This is a genomic window from Arthrobacter sp. B10-11 (genome assembly GCF_033142195.1).
Classification (GTDB): domain Bacteria; phylum Actinomycetota; class Actinomycetes; order Actinomycetales; family Micrococcaceae; genus Arthrobacter; species Arthrobacter oryzae_C.
The window spans coordinates 1-18,452 of sequence record NZ_JAWMTH010000004.1 but is presented as its reverse complement, the minus strand read 5'-3'; the positions used below and the strand labels follow the sequence as shown (position 1 = coordinate 18,452).

The window sequence follows — 18,452 nt, the reverse complement described above, 5'->3', positions numbered from 1 at the left end:
TGGCATGAACATTTCACTCCAGTACTGCAACATCACTGTCGATGACACCGAGAAGGCCCTCGCCTTCTACCGCGATGCCCTCGGCCTCGAACTGCGCAACGACGTGGCCTCCGTAGGATTCCACTGGATCACGCTCGGCAGCGCGGACCAGCCCGGCCTGGAAATCGTGCTCTCGGAACCGCACGCCGGCCGGTCCCCGGAGGACGGGGACATGATGCAGGAGCTCCTGACTAAGGGAGTCCTGCCGATGCTCGTCTTCCGCACCGATGACCTCGACGCAACCTTTGAAAAGGTGCGCGCCTCCGGCGCCGAGGTCCTGCAGGAGCCCATCGACCAGCCGTGGGGTCCGCGCGACTGCGCCTTCCGCGACCCGTCGGGCAACATGGTGCGGATCAACCAGGCGCCGAAGGACTGACTAGAGATACTGCTGCCAGACAGTCAGCTGCAGCCTGATGGTGTCCGCAGCTGACTCCCGGTCAGCATCTCCCCCGTCCGTGCCGGACACTGCCCCGCGCATCGGCTCAGACCCTCGATCCCGAGGGTGCAGATTTCGAAGGGGCCGACTCCGTGCGGGCTGACTCCGCAGCCACGTCAGCCCCGGGACGCTCCGGTGCCGCCAGCCCCAGGTTTTCCCGCAGAGTGCTGCCCGCGTATTCGGTGGGATAGACACCGCGTTCCTGGAGCGCGGGCACCAGGTGGTTGACGAGGTCGTCCAGGCCGGTGGGGATCAGCCACGGCGAGATGTTGAAGCCGTCCACTGCCCCGGTTCGGGCGTAATCCACCAGCCGGTCAGCCACTTCGGCATAGGAGCCTGTAAAGGTCGCATCCACGCGGCTGGTCTTGGCGGAGACGAACTGGCGTATGGACAGTCCCTTTTCCTGGGCTTCGGCCCGCCACTGGTCGGCCAGTTGCCGCGCCTTGGCCCCGTGGAAGCCGCTGCCGCGGGTCTCGGAGGTTTCCTCCACCATCGGATCGATTTCCGGCAGCGGACCGTCCGGATCATAGCTTCCCAGCTCGCGCCCCCAGAACTGTTCAAGGTAGGCAATGGCCTGCTGCGGACCGATCTGGAGGCTGCGGACCCAGGCTTTCTTGTCCCGGGCTTCCTCCGGTGTCGCGGCAAGGATGAACTCACTGGCGGGCATGATCTTGACGTCGTTCGCCCCGCGTCCTGCGTTCAGCGTCCGCTCCACGATGTCGCGCCGGAAGTCCAGGGCGTCGTCGAGCTTGGGGTGGGCAGAGAAGATGACGTCGGCCTGCCGCGCGGCGAAGTTCCGGCCCTCCGGGGAGTCGCCAGCCTGGAACAGCACGGGCCGGTACTGGGCGCTGCGACGCAGCCGCGGAGTGACGTCCACGGTGTAGTGCTTCCCGTTGTGCACCACCCGCCGCCACTGCCCGGCCTCGGGGTCATGCGAGTCCCAGATCCGCTTGGCGGTCTCCACGAAGGCTTCGGCATGCGTGTAGCGGTCGGCGTGGTCCAGGTACCCGCCGCGGCGGAAATTGGCGCCTGTCCAGGCGTTGTCCGTGGTCACGATGTTCCAGGCCGCGCGTCCGCCCGAGAGCAGGTCCAGTGAGGACAGCCTGTGCGCCAGGTCAGCGGGATCGTTGTACGTGGTGTTCTGGGTGGCAACGAGTCCGATGTTGGAGGTCACTGCGGCCAGCGCTGCGAGCATGGCCTGGGCATCGGGGCGTCCGGCAACGTCCAGCTCATGCGGCCGGCCGAGGTGCTCGCGGAGGCGGAGGCCTTCACCCAGGAAGAACGCGGCGAACAGGCCCCGTTCGGCCGTTTGGGCGATGCGCCGGAATGATTCGAAGTCCGTCTGCGAGCCGGATTCGGCCGCCTTCCAGATGGTCCCTGAGTTCACGCCCTGGAAGAAGATGCCGAACTGGAGCTTTCCGCTCGGCTGGTATTTAGCACGGCTGTGCTGTGTCATGGTTTTCCCCTAGTTTCCGGCGGCGGTTGCGGCGTAGCGGCTGGCTGGACGTTCCAGGCCCAGCAGGTCCCGGAAGGTGCCGTCCTGCGGCACCGGGGCGAGCACACCCCGGAGCCGGAGTTCCGGCAGCACCAGGCGGGCCAGTTCCTCAAGGTCAATATCGAGCCTGGCCGGGTGCAGCCGGACGCCGTCGGCCACTTCCAGCACTTCACTCAACAGATCGGCCAGTTCGGCTGCCGGTCCGGCGAAACGTGCCCGTTGTGCACCGTCAGGTTCCACTCCCCCGAGCCGCTGGGCGGCGTCCTGCCCGCGGGCATCCAGCACGACGTCGAGCTCCACGACGACGGCGGGCGCCCGGCCGCCCAGCCGTTCCCGCACGTCACGGACCTCTTCCGCGAGTAGTTCGGGTGTGGGCGCTGTGACCAGGACCGCGTCCACGGCCGACGGCTCAATCAGGCCGTCGCCCACGAGGGACGCCGAAACCAATACCGGCAGCTGGCCCTGCAGGGGACGGGGAATGATGGACGGGCCCTTGACCGAGTATCCGGGGCCGTTGAAGTCGACATAATGCAGCTTTCCGGCGTCGAGGTAGCGGCCGCTGGCGACGTCGCGGATCACGGCGTCGTCCTCCCAGGAATCCCACAGCCTGCGGCTCACCTCGATGGCGGCACCGGCCTCCTGCACCAGGCCGTCACCCGTCATGTGAAGGCGTCCGACGGCGGCGGCAGCCGCGGGGTCGTCCTCCGCGGTGGCGATCCAGCCGGCCCGGCCGCCGCTGACGTAGTCCAGGCTGGCCAGCTGGGTGGAGACGTGGAAAGGCTCCGTGTACGCCGTGTCCACTTCCGGAATCAGGGCGATCTGCCGGGTCAGGGGGCCAGCGTATGCGGCACGCTGTAGCGCGTTCAGCCGCCCTTCCGCCGGGGAGTCCCGGAATGTCACGGCGTGGAAACCAGCCGATTCGGCGGCCAGCACGGCGGCGGCGAGCGCCGAAGCTCCCCCGGCAACGCCGTCGAGTTCCAGCGCCAGGAAACCCCGGCCTCCGGCGGTGTTGTTGGAGTCGGTGTTGTTTGCGTTGCCCATCATGCTTCCTGACGTTCGGTGGGGGTCTGCTCGCCGGCTTCGACCGGTACGGGGAGCCGGTTCTCGGCCGGCGTAGACGCGGGCATGATCGCTCCTGTAGTTGTCATGGTTGGCGGTGACGGTGACGGAGGCGTCCGATCCAGGATGTCGAGGACCTGGAATTTCATTGTGTTTTCCCTGCCTGGGCGGTCCCGAAGTTTGCCTCGGTGACGGTCTTGGATTCCGGCAGGGCTTCCTCGGACAGGCCCCAGCGTTCCAGCAGCTTGCCGTAGGAGCCGTCCTTGATGGCGGAGTTCAGCGCCTCCGTGATGACCGGCGCCAGCCCGTTGCCCTTGAGCGAGGTGGCGGCCACCAGGGTTTCGGACGGCCAGCCGGCGTTGACCTTGCCCACGATCTTCAGGTCGTCCCGGGTGTTCTCGCGGTACGCCGTGGACGGGTAGGGCGCAATGTTCAGGTCGGTGCGGCCCGAGGACAGCGCCAGGATGGTGTCGGCGTCGGAGGAGTAGTACTGGAGGATGGCCGGGGCTTTACCCTTGTCCTCGAGTTCCGTGTTCCACGCAAGCAGGATCTTCTCCTGGTTGGTTCCGGAGCCCACCGAGATCTTCAGGCCGGAGATATCGTCCGCGCCCTTGATGTCATAGATCGAACTCTTCTTGGCTTCGAAGCCCATGTAGGCGGCCCGGTAGCTCGCGAAGTCGAACAGCTTCACCCGGGCTGCGTTGATGCCCACGTTGGAGAAGACGGCCTCGAAGTCGCCGGACTGGGTCTTCAGCGGCCAGTTCTCCCAGGAAGTGACCTGGATGTCGAGCGCCAGTCCCAGCTTGTCCGCCACCAGCTGGGCGATGTCCAGCTCGGAGCCGATGGGCGTCTTGTCATCCGTGGCGTGGAAGGACAGCGGGATGGACCCGGCGGTGGTGGCCACGGTGAGCTTGCCGTCCCTGCCGATCAGCTCGGGCACCTGGGCGGCGAGCGCCGCATCCTTCTCAGCCCGGATCCGCTGCTGGTCCGGCGAGGTGTTGTAGACGACGCCGTTGCGGACCGCCGTCGTCCCCGGGCTGCCGGATGCTGCGCCCGCGGAAGCGGCTGCCCCCGGATCGGCGCAGCCGCTCAGCGCCAGGGTGCCGGAGAGAGTTCCGAGGAGGACGACGGCGGGCAGTGCCGCCAGCGTGCGCGTTCGTCCGCTGCTGGTGTGCCGGAAGGTGGAGGGTGCCATGGGGAGTTCCTTTAGATGTTGAAGGCGGGTTCGATGACCTTGGAGAAAAAACTCCGGGTGCGCTCTTCCTGCGGTTTGGTGAAGATGTCCTGGGGTGCGCCCTGTTCTACGATCTGCCCCTGGTCCATGAAGACCACGGTGTCCGCCACGTCGCGGGCGAAGCCCATTTCGTGGGTGACGATGATCAGTGTTGTCCCGGACGTGGCCAGTTCCCTGATCACATCCAGGACTTCGTTGACGAGCTCGGGGTCCAGCGCGGAGGTGGGTTCGTCGAAGAGGAGGATCTTGGGGTCCAGGGCCAGTGCCCGTGCGATGGCCACACGCTGCTGCTGGCCGCCGGAGAGCTGGCGCGGGTAGGCATCGGCGCGGTCTTTGAGGCCAACCCGGTCCAGCAGTTCCAGGCCGCGGTCACGGGCTTCGGCTTTGGTCAGGCGGGGTTTGCCGGAACGCGGTGCCACCACCGGGGCCTCGGTCACGTTCTCCAGTGCGGTGAGGTGCGGAAAGAGGTTGAAGTTCTGGAACACCATCCCGATCTCGGTGCGCTGCTTGAGGATGTCCTTCTCGCGCAGTTCATGGAGACGCTTGCCGCGGACCTCGTAGCCCACCAGTTCGCCGTCGATCGCGATGAAGCCGCCGTCCACCTTTTCCAAGTGGTTGATGGTGCGCAGGAGCGTGGATTTGCCGGACCCGGACGGCCCCACGATGACGGCCACGCCGCCCGGCTCCACCGTCAGGGTGATGCCTTTAAGGACTTCAGTGGTTCCGAAGGATTTCCGGACCTTGGTGATTTCCACGAGCCCGCGGGTTGCTGCGGGTGCCGTTGGATGTTCGGGTGCGGCGACGGCCGTGCTCATCGGGTGCTCCTTGCTCGGTTGTCGGTGACGGCGGCGTGCGTGGCGAAGAAGCGGCGGGCCCTCTGGAGCGGAGTCAGCGGGAGGGTCCGCACGGCGCCCTTCGAATAGTGCCGTTCGATGTAGTACTGGAAGACGCTGAGCACGGAGGTGATCACCACGTACCAGAGCGTGGCCACCAGCAGCAGCGGCAGGACCTGCTGCGTGCGGTTGTAGATGACCTGGACGGTGTAGAACAGCTCCGAGTACGCCAGGACGTACACAATGGAGGTTCCCTTCACCAGGCCGATGATCTCGTTGAAGGCGGTGGGCAGGATGGCCCGCATGGCCTGGGGCAGGACGATCCGGGTGGAGCGGCGCCAGGCGGGAATGCCCAGCGCGGCGGCTGCTTCCAGCTGGCCCTGGTCCACGGAGAGGATGCCGCCGCGGATGATCTCGGCCGAATATGCCGCCTGGTTCAGGGTCAGGCCGAGGACTGCTGCCGCGAACTGGCTGATCAGGGTGGTGGTCTGGACTTCGAAGAAGCGGACGTCGGTGAACGGAATCCCCAGGCTGATCTTCTCGTAGAGGTAGCCCAGGTTGTACCAGAGGAGCATCTGCACCAGGAGCGGGGTGGAGCGGAAGATCCAGGAGAAGGTCCAGGACACCGAAACCAGCAGCGGCGACGCGGAAAGCCGCATCAGGGCGAGGACGAAGCCAAGGATGAATCCGAGCGCACCGGAGATGGCGGTGAGCTTGAGGGTCTCCAGGAGCCCGTTGACCACGGACTGCGCGGTGAACCACTGGGCCACCACGCCCCATTCCCAGCGCGGGTTGGTGGCCAGGGACCAGGCCACCGCGGCGACGCCGAGCGCCACCACTGCCGTGCCCACCCAGCGCCACGGGTGGCGGGACGGGACCAGCCGGTACTCGGCGTAATCGGTGGCGGCCTGCCGGGGTTCGGGCACGGGGCGGACCTCCGGTTCCCCGGACGGGCCGGCAGGGGGGACACTACCGTCAGTACCGGCGGACGCCGGCCCTGCTGCGGACTGCGCTGCCCGGGTTGCTGTCGAACTCATGCGCCACCTCGCTTCTTCTTGTCGGTTTCCCGGATCGGAATTCCAGGTCGGGTTGGCAGCAAATCTAGGGACGCCGGAAACCCGCAGCAAGGCGGCATGTTGCATTGGTTCACGGGGGTTCTCACGGCGTCATGAGTCGTTTTCTTGCGCGGATTTACGCGGCGTTACGCGGCGTGAACGGCTGTGAACGGAGCCTCGACCGGCCACTGGGCGCTTGCCTAGCATGAGACGAAATGCCGGTCCCCGGCCGTCCCGCCTGAACCCGTCCCGCCTGAACAGGAGCCAGCCGTGCCAGCGAACATCCCTTCCGTGGCCTTTGTGGGCGGCGGTCCCAGGACAGCCGGCATCCTGGAGCGCCTCGCGGCCAACCAGCCGGAGCTGTTCGCCCGCCCGCTGTCCATCCATGTCATTGAGCCCCACGCTCCGGGCTCCGGGAGGATCTGGCGCTTCGACCAGCACCCCGGCCTGCTGCTCAACTCCGCAGCGGCGGACATCACCATGTTCACCGACACCTCCGTCGCCTGCGCCGGCCCGTCCTCCGACGGTCCCGGGCTCGCCGACTGGGCTGCCGGCGTACTCCACGGCACCATCCCGGACGTCCCCCCGCTCACGCCGGAGCTGCAGCGTCAGTTGCGTGCGCTGACCGGCGCCACGTTCCCCACGCGCCAGCTTCAAAGCATTTACCTTGAGTGGTTCTTCCGCCGGGCTGTTGCCGCGCTTGGCCCGGACGTCCGGGTCACCGTGCACCGCGACACCGCAGTCCGGATCGATGCCGACGGCGCCGGCGGGTACCGCGTGCGGCTTGGCGGCGGCGCTACGGTTGCCGCCGACGTCGTGGTTTCCGCCCTGGGGCACACTGATTCGCTGCCGGACGAGGCGTCCGCCGGCCTTGCCGGCTTTGCTGCCCGGCACGGCGGGTTCCACGCGGCACCCAGCTACACCACCGACGTCGACTATTCAGCGCTGGCCCCCGGCCAGGACGTGATCGTCTCGGGCATGGGGCTCGCGTTCGTGGACCTGGTGGTCCTGCTGACGGAGGGGCGGGGCGGCCGGTTCCAGGAAACGCCCGACGGCGGACTGGCGTACGTTCCGTCCGGCGCGGAACCGCGGCTCTGGGCAGGTTCGCGGCGCGGGGTTCCGTACCATTCCAAGATTTCCTCCACCCTCCGCGGCGAAGCGGCCGGAGATCCCCGGTTCTTCACGGCCGCCGTCGTCCAGGACCTGCTGGCGCGGCACGGCGAACTGGACTTCCGGACCCATCTGTGGCCGCTGATCGCCAAAGACGCAGGCTACGGCTACTACCGCGAGCTCTTCACGGGCTACCCCGAACGCGTGAGCATCGGCTGGGACGAGTTTTCGGACCGCTTCGCCGGGCTGGACTGGTACAGCCCCGAACGCGAACGGCTGGTGCTCGAGTCGGTGCCGGACAGGGAGTTCCACCTGGACTTCGAGCAGCTGGACCACCCCCTTGCGGGGTTGGACACCGCCGGGCCCGAGGACGTGCAGCGCGCCGTCGCGGCCTACATCGAGCACGACCTCCGGCTGCGGACCAGCCCGGACCACTCGGAGACGCTCGCCCTGTTCATCGCGCTGCTCAAGGTGTACATGGACCTGGGCAGGCTGGTGCCGCCGGAGCGGCTCAATGCGCGGTCCCAGCAGGCGGTGCACGGCTGGTGGCACGGCTTCTTCAGCTTCGTGGACTCCGGTCCTCCGCCGCAGCGCCTGCGGGAGCTGCTGGCGCTCCACCGGGCAGGGCTGCTGCAGTTCCTCGGCCCCGGACTGGAAATCACCGCCGACAAGGCATCCGGACAGTTTGTGGCTATGGCCGCCAGGGGCCGGGTGCGCGTCTCGGCCAAGGCCCTGATCGAGGCCCGGCTGCCCGCCCCGGCAGTGGCAGGCTCCCTGAATCCGCTGCTGCAGCACCTGCACAGCTCAGGGCTCGGCAGCGAGCAGACAGTCCTCACCGCCGACGGCCTCCACGCGACGGGCCGGCTGCTGGTGTCCGCCGCCAACGAGCTCGTCAGCCCGCTGGGCGAACCGAACCGCACCCTGTTCGCCGTCGGGCCCAACACCTCCGGCTGGGGCGCCGGTGCCTTTGCCCGCCCCGGAACGAACGCCGCGCCGTTCCGGGAGAACGATGCGCTGGCGCGGCGGATCCTGGGCGTGCTGGCGGGGGATCCGGGCGGTGCAGTCGAACTCAGTGGAGTTGGACGCAGTGGTGTTGAAGCAGCGGCTGTCCCGTCCGCCGCGGGAAAAGCTGAATCATGGAACAACTGATCATCCCGCCGCCGCGCGTGCAGGCGTCGGCACTGACCGTGCTTAACCTGCCCATGCATGACCCCCGGGTCCGGCCGCTGCTGGACGAACTCGCCCGCGAGTACGACTCCCGGTACGGCGATTTGTTCGGTCGGAAAGCGGCCGCCGAGGAGCTCAACCGCTACCCGGCAGCCGAATTCGCCGCACCGGGCGGGGCACTGCTGATCGTCCAGGAAAACGGCGAATCCGTGGCCGGCGGGGCGTTCCGGCGGCACGGTCCGGAGACGGCAGAGTTCAAACGCATCTGGACGCACTCGGCCCACCGCCGCCGCGGCCTGGCCCGGTTCGTCCTGGCCGAACTCGAGGCGCTGGCCGCCCGCCGCGGCTACAGCCGGGTGTACCTGACCACGGGCCCGCGGCAGCCCGAGGCCAAGCACCTCTACCTGAACTCGGGATACGAGCCGCTGTTCGACCTGGCGGCGGATCCGGAAACCATCAAGTTCCTGGCATTCAGCAAAGATCTGGAGCCCCGCGGCTAAGCTATCGGCATGGCCATCAAATCCACCGCAGATAAAGTCGCCACCATCCAGAAGGGCTACACCCTGGAAGGCGCCACCATCGAGCTGGGAGCCGCGATCGTCGACGGCGAAGTCCACAAGGACGCGCCCGTCCGGCTGCCGCTTTCCATGATGAACCGGCACGGGCTGGTGGCCGGCGCAACGGGCACAGGCAAGACCGTGACGCTCCACATGATGGCGGAGCAGCTGTCCACGGCCGGGGTTCCGGTGTTCCTCGCCGACATCAAAGGGGACCTTTCCGGGCTGGCCACCGCTGCCGCGGGCAGCGAGAAGCTGAAGGCGCGCACTGACGGCATCGGCCAGGCCTGGTCAGGCAAGACATTTCCCGTGGAGTTCCTGGCGCTCGGCGGAGACGGCAACGGCATCCCCGTCCGTGCCACCATCACCTCCTTCGGCCCGATTCTTCTCTCGCGCATTCTGGAGCTGAACGACACGCAGGAATCCAGCCTGCAGCTCATCTTCCACTTTGCGGACAAGAACAACCTGGAACTGATCGACCTCAAGGACCTCCGGGCCGTCATCCAGTTCCTTACCTCGGACGAGGGCAAGGACGAGCTCGAGGCGCTGGGCGGCCTCTCCAAGGCGACGGCCGGCGTCATCCTCCGCGAACTGGTGACGCTGGAGGCCCAGGGCATGGAGGCCTTCTTCGGCGAGCCCGAATTCGACACCGCCGAACTGCTGCGCACGGCCCCTGACGGCCGCGGCGTCGTCACCTGCCTGGAGCTGCCCACGCTGCAGACCAAGCCCATGGTGTTCTCCACCTTCCTGATGTGGCTGCTCGCGGACCTCTTCGAGGACCTGCCCGAAGCCGGGGACCTCGACAAACCGAAGCTGGTCTTCTTCCTCGACGAAGCCCACCTGCTGTTCAACGATGCCTCCAAGGCCTTCCTCGAAGCCATCACCACCACTGTCCGGCTCATCCGGTCCAAGGGCGTGGGCATCTTCTTCGTCACCCAGACGCCGAAGGACGTGCCGGCCGATGTCCTGGGGCAGCTGGCCAACCGCATCCAGCACGCCCTCCGCGCGTTCACACCGGAAGACGCCAAGGCCCTGAAGGCAACAGTATCCACCTTCCCCATGAGCGACTACGACCTCGAAGAAACCCTCACCTCGGCAGGCATTGGCGAAGCCGTCATCACGGTAATGAATGAGAAAGGCGCGCCCACCCCGGTGGCCCTGACCCGGCTGCGGGCCCCGGAATCGGTCATGGGCCCCAGCACCGAGGAACTCGTCAAGAGCACCGTTGCCGGCTCCGCACTGCTCGTCAAGTACGGCACCGCGGTGGACAACGTCTCCGCCTACGAGAAGATCTCAGGGAAAGCTGCCGCGCCCACCGGAGCGGCAGCCCCCGGCCAGCCTCCGACGCCGGCCGCGGAGGTTTTTGTTCCCGGCAGCCCGCTTCCCGGCAGCCCCGTTCCGGGAGCCGTGGACCGTGACGCGATCGACGCCGATGCCCGCCGCATCGAGGAAGAGATCCTGGGGCGCCCCAGCAGCAGGCCTGCTCCGGAGCCGGAACGGCCCCGCAGCGGAGGGCGCCAGGCTCCCCCGTCACGGCAGGAATCAGGCGGAGGCATGGTGGACGACCTGGCCGGAGCCCTGGGCGGTGCCCTCGGCGGCGGCCTCAAGAGCATGGCGCGGTCCCTCGGTACGCAGCTGGGCCGCGAGCTGCTGCGGGGCGTGTTCGGCACCTCCTCCAGGCGCCGCCGCTAGAAGTTCGGCGGGGTACATGGCGGGGTGGTCCCGGGGGCCGGCAACCCGCCGTCGGACTGTCTGACAACGGCTCACAAGCGTCATGCGGGGCATCCGCTACACCTGCTTTCGCGCGCCTTGCAGGTAACGTAAGGTGCGTGCAGATGAGTCAAGCGTTGGTGAGGATCGCGGCCGGGTGGCTGCTGGGCCTTATGCTTGCCATCGCCGGAGCCGTCGTGGCAGTGAACCTGGTGAACGCCTCCGTGGCGAGTCCCGAGCAGCCCGTCCGTGAATACCTGGACGCCTTGCAGAAGGGCGAAGGCGAAAAAGCACTCGGTCTCCTGCGCGCCTCCGTGCCGGACAGCGATGCCGCCATGCTGGATGGAACGGCGCTGCAAACCGCCGCCTCCCGGGTGACGAACGTGAAGTTCGGCGAGACCCAGGAGCGGGCCGGAAACCAGGTCATGGTGCCCATGGAGTACTCCATTGACGGCAGCCGGCTCAGCACCGAGTTCCTGCTGGAGCGGACCGGGACCGAGTGGCTCTTCTTCAACAAGTGGGCCTTCGTGCCCGCCGCGCTGCCCGTCCTGGATGTCACGGTGGTCAACTCCAACCAGGCCACCCTCAACGGCATCCCTGTGAACATGCCCAACGGCCGCAATTCCTTTGCCGTGTTCTATCCCGGCGAGTACGAGGCCAGCCTGAACGGCGAATTCTTCTCGGCCCCGGCCAGCCGCGCCACCGTGTCCGGCCGCGACGTGCCGACTGCCCCGCTGAGCCTCCTGACGGAAGCCACTCCGGCACTGAAGGACGCGGTGGGGGCCAAGGTCAAGGAATTCCTGGACACCTGCGCCGCGGGGGCCGTGAAGGAGCAAAAGCTTCAGCCGGACTGCCCGTTCTACCACGCCACCTTCAACCGGGTGACGCTGGGGACCATCGACTGGAGCATCAGTGAGTACCCCAAGGTGTCCATTGAGCCGTTCGGCGGCCGCTGGGTGGTGGCCCCGCTGGACGGAAAGGCCCGGCTGAAGGCGCAGCAAACCGACCTGTTCACCGGCGCCGTGACCAATCTGGATGTGGAACACGACTTCAGCTTCACCACCCGCCTGGACGTTGACGGTGACACCATCAGGGTCACCCCGCTGCTCAGCTACTAGGCGCCGTCGTGGCCACGCGTCACGCGTCACGCGTCACGCGTCACGCAGCGCAGACTTTCACCCTGAGGCGGAGCACATCTGCCCGGAATCCCGCGGCACTTCCTGCCTTAGCGGCTCAAAAGCATGCGTGCAGTGACGGCAGTTCAGGGCTGCCCACGACGGTGCCCGGCAAGCACCGCGAGAACTTCGGCCAGCATTTGTCCAGGGCTGTGGACCACGTCGGCGTAGTAGTAGCGAAGCACTGTGTAGCCCTTCACAACAGACCGGTTGTTCCGGCGCTGGTCCTTCTTCACCTGGGTCCATTCGCCGTGCTGGCGCCCATCCAACTCGATCACGAGCCAGCCATCCAGCAACAGGTCCACGTACCCGACGCCGTCGATATATACCTGAACCTCGACCTGGATCCCGGCCTGCCGGAAGCACGTCCGTGCCAGGGTTTCCAGCATCGAGTCCGCCCCGCGGTCCACCCACTGCAGGACCTCGCGGGCACGGCCGTTCCTGCGCCCGGGCAGACGGTGCCGGAGAAACTCCAAGGTCATGTCTCCGCGTCCCACGGCACATTCCACCATGACCAGCGACTCCCGCAGCGGCAAACACCGTAGGGCGTGGATCAGGACGTCGCCGAGAGACGCTACGGGCCTGGTGGGGTGAGGTGGCAGCAGCAGCCCGCCGTGCGGCACGTCACCGTCGAACGCATCGCCCCGTGGGTGATACACATGGGCCGGGGCTGACGGGCCCAGCGTCCACAGCCCATAGAAGGGCGCGGCACTGACACAGGTGAGGAGTTGGCGGCGCAGGAGCAGGCCCACCGTGTCCGGATTGGCCGTCTGGAGCGCATAGAGCCCGCGGGCAGGCTGTCGTATGCCAGCCCGTACAGCCCGACGCAGCGCAGCATCGTCAACGCCGAGCCGGGCAAGAACGGGCCGCCGCGCCGCGCCCCCGCACGCGGCAAGCGCTGACTTCACATCCATGCCGCCATATTGCACGCGCCTGGAGCCCACTAGGCAGCTGCGGACAAGGCTATGTGGAAATCCGCCGCGTCCGCATCCGGCGTCACGCCCTGCAGACTCTTGCGGTCGGACCGTCAACGTCGCCTTGGATCCGCGGCGTCTGCAGGCTTCCTTAACGCCAAAAGGCTGCGGCGCGTGACGCCTGGTCACGCGCCGCAGTCTTCAGCGGTGGTTAAGGAGGAGCTCAGTCCATGCCGCGGAGGTCCAGGACCAGCTCGGTGTCGCCGTCGGCCTGCAGCACCACAGGGATGCCCCAGTCCTGCTGGTACAGGTGGCAGGCAGCGTGGTCCGGGATCTCGCCGTCGGCCGTTTCGGGGCCGTCGCAGGCCGCCGCGCGCGCCGTAATGTGGAGCACGCCGTCGGGAATGTCGGAGGAGAGCTCCAGCGTTCGCTGCAGGCCCACCGACGTTCCGCCGCCGGCCACCAGCAACTCGGGCGGGGTGGAGGAGATCTTCAGCTGCGTGGGGTCGCCCCAGCGGTCGTCGAGCTTCTGCCCGGTGGGCGCCGTGAAGCGTACGGTGAGCTCCAGCGTCCCGGGGGCAACAGGGCTCTTGGGCCGGTGTGTCTGCACCGCGCCCTCGTCCACCTGTTGCGCTTCCTTGGGGATGGGCACATAGATCAGCTGGTGTTTGTTGGCTTCCACCACCACCAGCAGCGGCTCGGAACCGGCGGTGTGCGTGTGGTCCACAATCACGTCGGACGGCTCGGACAGTCCCCGGGCAAGGGTGGACACCGTTCCGGTGGCGGGGTCGTAGCGGCGCACGGCGCCGTTGTAGGTGTCGGCGATCGCCACGGAGCCGTCCGGCAGCACGGTGACGCCGAGCGGGTGCTGCAGGCGCGCCTCGGCGGCCGGTCCGTCGCGGAAGCCGAAGTCGAACAGGCCCTTGCCGACGGCTGACTCCACGGTGACCGTACCGTCGTCGTCGATGACCAGTTTGCGGAGTGCGGAGGTCTCCGAGTCCGCCACCCAGATGTTGCCGTCGGCGTCCTCGGCCAGGCCGGAGGACTGGGCGAACCAGGCCTCATGGGCGGGTCCGTCAAGGAGTCCCTCGAGCCCGTTTCCTGCCAGGATGGACACCGCGCCGGAAACCGGGTCGAAACTGAAGATCTGGTGGACACCGGCCATGGCGACCACCACGGCGTCGAGCTTGGCGGACCAGACAACATCCCATGGCGAGCTGAGCGCGACGTCCAGGGGATGGTCGCTGAGTCGTCCGGTGAATCCGGCCGCATCCTCGTCCACCCGCGCCGGCCCGGTCTCGAGCAGGCGCTGCACGCCACTGCCGGCAAGCGTGGTGACGGTTCCGTCTGCGAGGGACAGCCCCCGCAGGCGGTGGTTGACGGAGTCTGCAATCACGACGTCGTAGCCCGTCTTCGCTGCCACGTCTTCCGGCAGGAGCACCAGACCCTGCGGTTCGTTGAACTGTGCGGTGGGCTTGACGGAGTCGACGTCGGCGCCGGGGCCGTCGGCGTAGCCCTTCGTTCCGGAACCGTAGGTGCGCAGCACCGTGTGGAAGTCCGTGTCCAGCTCCACCAGGCGGTGGTGGCCGGTATCCGTGACGAGCCAGGAACCGGCGTCGGGCGCGGCACCGTCGGAAGTCCCGCCGTCGGAAGCTTCCGCGCCTGACGCTCCGTTGGAGCGGGCGCCGCGGCCGGCAGGGAGGAAGAGGGCCTTGCCCGGGAAGCGCAGCGTGCCCGACGTCGGCTCCGGGGCAACGTAGGGGCCGTTGCCGCGGTGCAGGGTGCCCTTGGCCTCGTGCTGGGCAATGAGTTCCGGGATCAGCACGGACAGGCCGTCCGCGTGGCCTTCACCGGAAAGGTGCGCCACGATGTAGCCCTCGGGATCGATGACCACCAAGGTGGGCCAGGCGCGGGCCGTGTAGGCCTTCCAGGTCTCCAGCTCGGGGTCGTCCAGGACGGGGTGGTGGATTTCGTAGCGCTCCACGGCGGCGGCGAGGGCAACGGGGTCGGCCTCGTGCTCGAACTTCGGCGAGTGCACGCCCACCGTCACCAGGACGTCGGAGTACTTCTCCTCCAGCGGGCGCAGCTCATCGAGGACGTGCAGGCAGTTGATGCAGCAGAAGGTCCAGAAGTCCAGGAGCACGATCTTGCCGCGCAGGGCTTCCAGGTCCAGGGACTTCCCGCCGGTGTTCAGCCAGTTACGGCCCACCAGTTCGGAGGCGCGGACCCGGAGGTGGGTGCGTACGGTTTCGCTCATCAGCGTCCTTCCAGCTTTGAGTTGCGTTCAGCCAGCTTGGCGTCGCGTTCAGCCAACTTGGCAAACATATCGTTGTAAGCAGTGAGATCGGCGTCGTTATTCCTGTCCGCCGCGCGGTCGGACCGTTTGGACTCCCGCGCATCGGAACGGGACCACATAATGGCGACGCCGATGGCCACCAGGAGCGTGGGTACTTCGCCGATCCCCCAGGCGACTGCGCCGCCCATTTGCTGGTCTAGCAGCGCGGAGGGTCCCCAGGTCCGGCCCAGGTTGCCGAAGTAGTCAGCGGCCAGCAGGTTGGTGCCGCCCATGATCGCTACCCCGAAGAAGGCGTGGAAGCCCATGGTGGCCAGCAGCAGCAACAGCCGCATGGGGTACGGCGCGCGGCGGGGCAGCGGGTCCGTGCCGATCATGGTCAGCACGAAGATGTAGCCGGTTAGGGCGAAGTGCAGGTTCATGAGTTCGTGGCCCACGTGATCGCGCATGGCATAGCCGAACGCGTCCGAGTAGTAGAACAGAACGATCGAACCGGCGAAGTTGGCCGCGGCGAAGAGCGGGTGGGTGACCAGCTGGGAGAACTTGGAGTGTACGAACAACAGCAGCCATTCGCGCAGGCCCCGCGAGCCGTCTCCGCGAGCCGGCAGTGCCCTGAGCGCCAGCGTCACCGGGGCACCGAGCACCAGGAAGATCGGGGCCACCATAGTAAGCGCCATGTGGTCCACCATGTGCGCGGAGAACAGCACGCGGCCGTAGACTGCCGGCGGGCCCGAGGTGATGTAGGTGAGCACCACCAGTCCGATCACCCAGTTGACGCTGCGGAACCAGGACCATTTGTCGCCGCGGCGCAGGACCTTGGCCACACCGAGGAAATAGGAGACCAGGCCGAAGGCAGCGACGGCGATCCAAAGCCAGTCCAGCCGCCATTCGGTCAGCCAGCGCTCCGGAGTCAGCTCAGGCGGCAGTTCGTAGCCGGAGAGGATGAACGCCGGTGAGGCATCAGGGGCGAAGGTGGTGGGCTGCGGCGGGGCGGAACGGCCCAGCGCGACGGCGATTCCCGACGTCGCGCCCATAATCAGCAGTTCCGCGATGACCAGCTGCCACAGTACGCGCCGCGAGGACAGGGCGGCGCCCTTGCGGTTGAGCTGCGGGATGACCCACTGGCGGTGCATCAGGCCGATGCCGCCCAGCAACAGCGTGGCCGCGGCCTTGGCAAGGACCATCTGGCCGTAGGCGGATCCCAGCAGGTCATTCCAGCTGGTGATCCGGATGCTCGCGTTGATCACACCGGACGCAAAGACCAGGATGAACGCAAACCCCGCAAGCGAGGAGAAACGGCGGAGCGTGGGCTCGGTGATGTCGGTTTTGCCGCCTGCGTTGGCTTTGGCGCCAGCGCCGGCTTTGGCGCCGGTCAGCATGCCCGACAGGACGGCGAGCATGATGATGCCGCCCACCCACGCGGATACGCCCACCAGGTGCAGGGCAAGGGAGTTGATGGCCCCTTCGTGGTCGCTGGAGCTTGAGGAGTGGCCGATGAGGGCGATCGGGACCATTCCCACCAGCGACAGCACAAGCGTGATGGTCAGGCCGGTGAGGGACCGCACCCCGAACAGGGCAGTGGTCACCACTGCGGCCACAATGGTCACGGCCAGCCAGGCGCGGCCGGTCTCGATGTCGGTCATGAAATAGACCAGCGCGCGGGTGAACTCGGCATCCCCGGAGAGCGACTGGCCAGCCACGTCGGAGTAGGTCAGCACCAGCACTGCGATCGCTGACAGCGTCCACGCAGCACCTGCCCCCGCAGCCACAGCCAGGGCACGTGAGAATGCCGGGTGCTCGGGCGCGCTGGAGTCCTTGGCGCGGGAACCAGCGGCGTTACGCGGGAGGATGCCGACAGCGAAGATCAGGCCGCCGATCACCGTGGCCAGGGAGACGTTGTGGAGGGCCTTGCTAACGGGCAGGCCCCAGCGGATCAGCGCCCCGGGATCGGACACCTCGCGTGCGGCGGCCGCTCCGGAGAACAGGAGGGCTGCTGCGAGGCCCAGCATGAGCGCCGCAAGGCCGGCGAACTGCCACGGCCGGGAAATACCCGCCGCACCGCCGGACACCCCAGTCTTTCCCGGCGTGGGGGAAGGCTGAGGATGGGTGGGGCGGGATTTTGCTGCTGAGGGCACCTATCCATTGTCCGCTACGGGTGCCTGCGCCGCGAATCGGCGGCTGCGCCAAAAGGCTCCCTGGAGGGCGGGTTAACGCAAAGGGAGCGGCAACCCTCAGGTTGCCGCTCCCTTTCGAGCGTTGGACGCCGGATGCTACTTCTTGGAGACAGCGGCCTTCAGCTTGGAGCCAGCGGTCAGCTTGACGCTGTGGCCAGCGGCGATCTGGATGGTCTCGCCGGTCTGCGGGTTGCGGCCGGTACGGGCTGCACGGTCGGTGCGCTCAACTGCGAGCCAGCCCGGGATGGTGATCTTCTCGCCCGCGGCGACAGAGGTCTCGAAAACCTCGAACAGTGCATCGAGTACGGAGTTGACGGCTGCCTGGCTGGTGCCGGCCTTGCCTGCTACCTCTGCAACAAGTTCACTACGGTTCTTAGCCATTTATGTCCTCCTGGACGGTCATGATTTCTGGAGCCTGAACGCGGCATGCGCACAAGCCACTGTTCGAAAACTTACCAGCTTGCCGCGGTCAGGTCCGCAAATTCCGCGTGTTTCCGCCATTTTTTGAGGTAAATCACCGGTTTTGAGGCCTTTTGGCCCCGTTTTTCGCCATCAGCGGACGGCCGTCCAAGCTCCCGCCAGGAGGGGCGGTCGGGTACCGGGCGGGCCGGCGCTGCTGCCGGGCTGGCGCCGGAGTCGGGGGCCGGGGGTCGCGGTGTGCGGTGGGGTCGGGCGTCGGGGGTGCGCGGCAGCCGCCGGGGTCGGGGGCGGGGACGGCGTGGCACCTTCCCTAGCCTTCCGGCCTCCCCTTGCGACGCTCTCGCAGTTCCTGTCGGGTTTCGCCGGACGCTCTCGCAGTTGCTGCCGGGCTTCCCCTGCGACGCTCTCGCAGTTGCTGTCGGGTTTCCGCCGGACGCTCTCGCAGTTCCTGCCGGGTTTCCCCGGACGTTCTCTCAGTTCCTGCCGGTGTTCGACGGCGGGCGGGCCGGGTGGGTTGTGCCGTGTTCCGGTCCGGGTGGGAGAGGGTCCCTGGAGTGGTGCGGGTACTGGGAGAGGGTCCCGGGATTCGTTGCAGGATGTGAGAGAGGGTCCAGGGATTCGTTGCAGGATGTGAGAGAGGGTCCCGGGTGTGGGTGCAGGATGTGAGAGAGGGTCCCGGGAGCGGGTGTTAAATGGCTCAGGCCCCGACATTCCTTGTCGGGGCCTGAGCTTTAATGGTTGTCCGGCGGTGACCTACTCTCCCACACCCTCCCGGGTGCAG

General features: G+C 67.5%; 15 protein-coding genes. 5 read left to right on the top strand and 10 right to left on the bottom strand.

The window, feature by feature from the left end; all coding sequences use genetic code 11:
- Positions 1–4: 4 nt before the first annotated feature.
- Positions 5–415, top strand: a complete 411-nt coding sequence (locus tag RW112_RS13195; RefSeq protein ID WP_317782221.1) for a VOC family protein — start codon at positions 5–7, stop codon at positions 413–415.
- A 106-nt stretch (positions 416–521) separates the two neighbouring features.
- Here the strand turns inward: RW112_RS13195 and RW112_RS13190 are convergent, their stop codons facing one another.
- From RW112_RS13190 to RW112_RS13165, 6 genes are read right to left on the bottom strand one after another with little or no spacing between them, the layout of a single operon-like run.
- Positions 522–1,931: an NtaA/DmoA family FMN-dependent monooxygenase gene (locus RW112_RS13190; RefSeq protein WP_317782220.1), complete on the bottom strand. Its 1,410-nt coding sequence runs from the start codon at positions 1,929–1,931 to the stop codon at positions 522–524.
- A 9-nt stretch (positions 1,932–1,940) separates the two neighbouring features.
- The gene (locus RW112_RS13185) at positions 1,941–3,014 is read right to left on the bottom strand and encodes an LLM class flavin-dependent oxidoreductase (RefSeq protein ID WP_317782219.1); all 1,074 of its coding nucleotides are present in this window, start codon (positions 3,012–3,014) and stop codon (positions 1,941–1,943) included.
- Positions 3,011–3,178 carry a hypothetical protein gene (locus RW112_RS13180; RefSeq protein WP_317782218.1) on the bottom strand — a complete coding sequence of 56 codons (168 nt, stop codon included), beginning with the start codon at positions 3,176–3,178 and terminating at the stop codon, positions 3,011–3,013. Before RW112_RS13180 ends, RW112_RS13185 begins: the two co-directional genes overlap by 4 nt.
- Entirely contained in the window at positions 3,175–4,224 is a 1,050-nt protein-coding gene (locus RW112_RS13175; RefSeq protein WP_317782217.1) for a transporter substrate-binding domain-containing protein, read from the bottom strand. The genes RW112_RS13180 and RW112_RS13175 overlap by 4 nt, the downstream gene beginning before the upstream one ends.
- A gap of 11 nt (positions 4,225–4,235) precedes the next feature.
- Positions 4,236–5,078 (bottom strand): amino acid ABC transporter ATP-binding protein, encoded by an 843-nt coding sequence (locus RW112_RS13170; protein WP_317782216.1) that lies wholly within the window; start codon positions 5,076–5,078, stop codon positions 4,236–4,238.
- Complete coding sequence (locus RW112_RS13165; protein WP_317782215.1) at positions 5,075–6,133, bottom strand: amino acid ABC transporter permease; 1,059 nt, start codon at positions 6,131–6,133, stop codon at positions 5,075–5,077. Before RW112_RS13165 ends, RW112_RS13170 begins: the two co-directional genes overlap by 4 nt.
- A gap of 288 nt (positions 6,134–6,421) precedes the next feature.
- Here RW112_RS13165 and RW112_RS13160 point away from each other — a divergent pair, with 288 nt between their 5' ends.
- From RW112_RS13160 to RW112_RS13145, 4 genes are all read left to right on the top strand, one after another.
- Positions 6,422–8,410 carry an FAD/NAD(P)-binding protein gene (locus RW112_RS13160; protein WP_317782214.1) on the top strand — a complete coding sequence of 663 codons (1,989 nt, stop codon included), beginning with the start codon at positions 6,422–6,424 and terminating at the stop codon, positions 8,408–8,410.
- Complete coding sequence (locus RW112_RS13155; protein ID WP_317782213.1) at positions 8,398–8,928, top strand: GNAT family N-acetyltransferase; 531 nt, start codon at positions 8,398–8,400, stop codon at positions 8,926–8,928. The genes RW112_RS13160 and RW112_RS13155 overlap by 13 nt, the downstream gene beginning before the upstream one ends.
- A 9-nt stretch (positions 8,929–8,937) precedes the next feature.
- Entirely contained in the window at positions 8,938–10,677 is a 1,740-nt protein-coding gene (locus tag RW112_RS13150) for a helicase HerA-like domain-containing protein (RefSeq protein ID WP_317782212.1), read from the top strand.
- 143 nt (positions 10,678–10,820) lie between these two features.
- Entirely contained in the window at positions 10,821–11,813 is a 993-nt protein-coding gene (locus RW112_RS13145) for a hypothetical protein (RefSeq protein WP_317782211.1), read from the top strand.
- A 143-nt stretch (positions 11,814–11,956) separates the two neighbouring features.
- Here RW112_RS13145 and RW112_RS13140 read toward each other — a convergent pair whose 3' ends face one another.
- The 4 genes from RW112_RS13140 to RW112_RS13125 form a co-directional block, all read right to left on the bottom strand.
- Positions 11,957–12,784 (bottom strand): DUF559 domain-containing protein, encoded by an 828-nt coding sequence (locus RW112_RS13140; RefSeq protein ID WP_317782210.1) that lies wholly within the window; start codon positions 12,782–12,784, stop codon positions 11,957–11,959.
- Between the two features lie 223 nt (positions 12,785–13,007).
- Positions 13,008–15,041 (bottom strand): NHL domain-containing thioredoxin family protein, encoded by a 2,034-nt coding sequence (locus RW112_RS13135; protein WP_317782209.1) that lies wholly within the window; start codon positions 15,039–15,041, stop codon positions 13,008–13,010.
- A complete protein-coding gene (locus tag RW112_RS13130; protein WP_317782208.1) occupies positions 15,041–17,212 on the bottom strand; it encodes a cytochrome c oxidase assembly protein in 2,172 nt (723 codons plus the stop codon). Before RW112_RS13130 ends, RW112_RS13135 begins: the two co-directional genes overlap by 1 nt.
- A 135-nt stretch (positions 17,213–17,347) precedes the next feature.
- Positions 17,348–17,632, bottom strand: a complete 285-nt coding sequence (locus RW112_RS13125) for an HU family DNA-binding protein (RefSeq protein WP_011693739.1) — start codon at positions 17,630–17,632, stop codon at positions 17,348–17,350.
- Positions 17,633–18,452: the final 820 nt, after the last annotated feature.

Excerpts from the sequence above, each read along its gene's own strand:
- RW112_RS13180 (WP_317782218.1), bottom strand. The coding sequence starts at position 3,178 with ATGAAATTCCAGGTCCTCGACATCCTGGATCGGACGCCTCCGTCACCG.
- RW112_RS13125 (WP_011693739.1), bottom strand. The coding sequence starts at position 17,632 with ATGGCTAAGAACCGTAGTGAACTTGTTGCAGAGGTAGCAGGCAAGGCC.
- RW112_RS13165 (WP_317782215.1), bottom strand. The coding sequence starts at position 6,133 with ATGAGTTCGACAGCAACCCGGGCAGCGCAGTCCGCAGCAGGGCCGGCG.
- RW112_RS13150 (WP_317782212.1), top strand. The coding sequence starts at position 8,938 with ATGGCCATCAAATCCACCGCAGATAAAGTCGCCACCATCCAGAAGGGC.
- RW112_RS13155 (WP_317782213.1), top strand. The coding sequence starts at position 8,398 with ATGGAACAACTGATCATCCCGCCGCCGCGCGTGCAGGCGTCGGCACTG.
- RW112_RS13190 (WP_317782220.1), bottom strand. The coding sequence starts at position 1,931 with ATGACACAGCACAGCCGTGCTAAATACCAGCCGAGCGGAAAGCTCCAG.
- RW112_RS13195 (WP_317782221.1), top strand. The coding sequence starts at position 5 with ATGAACATTTCACTCCAGTACTGCAACATCACTGTCGATGACACCGAG.
- RW112_RS13145 (WP_317782211.1), top strand. The coding sequence starts at position 10,821 with ATGAGTCAAGCGTTGGTGAGGATCGCGGCCGGGTGGCTGCTGGGCCTT.
- RW112_RS13140 (WP_317782210.1), bottom strand. The coding sequence starts at position 12,784 with ATGGATGTGAAGTCAGCGCTTGCCGCGTGCGGGGGCGCGGCGCGGCGG.
- RW112_RS13135 (WP_317782209.1), bottom strand. The coding sequence starts at position 15,041 with ATGAGCGAAACCGTACGCACCCACCTCCGGGTCCGCGCCTCCGAACTG.
- RW112_RS13170 (WP_317782216.1), bottom strand. The coding sequence starts at position 5,078 with ATGAGCACGGCCGTCGCCGCACCCGAACATCCAACGGCACCCGCAGCA.
- RW112_RS13175 (WP_317782217.1), bottom strand. The coding sequence starts at position 4,224 with ATGGCACCCTCCACCTTCCGGCACACCAGCAGCGGACGAACGCGCACG.
- RW112_RS13185 (WP_317782219.1), bottom strand. The coding sequence starts at position 3,014 with ATGATGGGCAACGCAAACAACACCGACTCCAACAACACCGCCGGAGGC.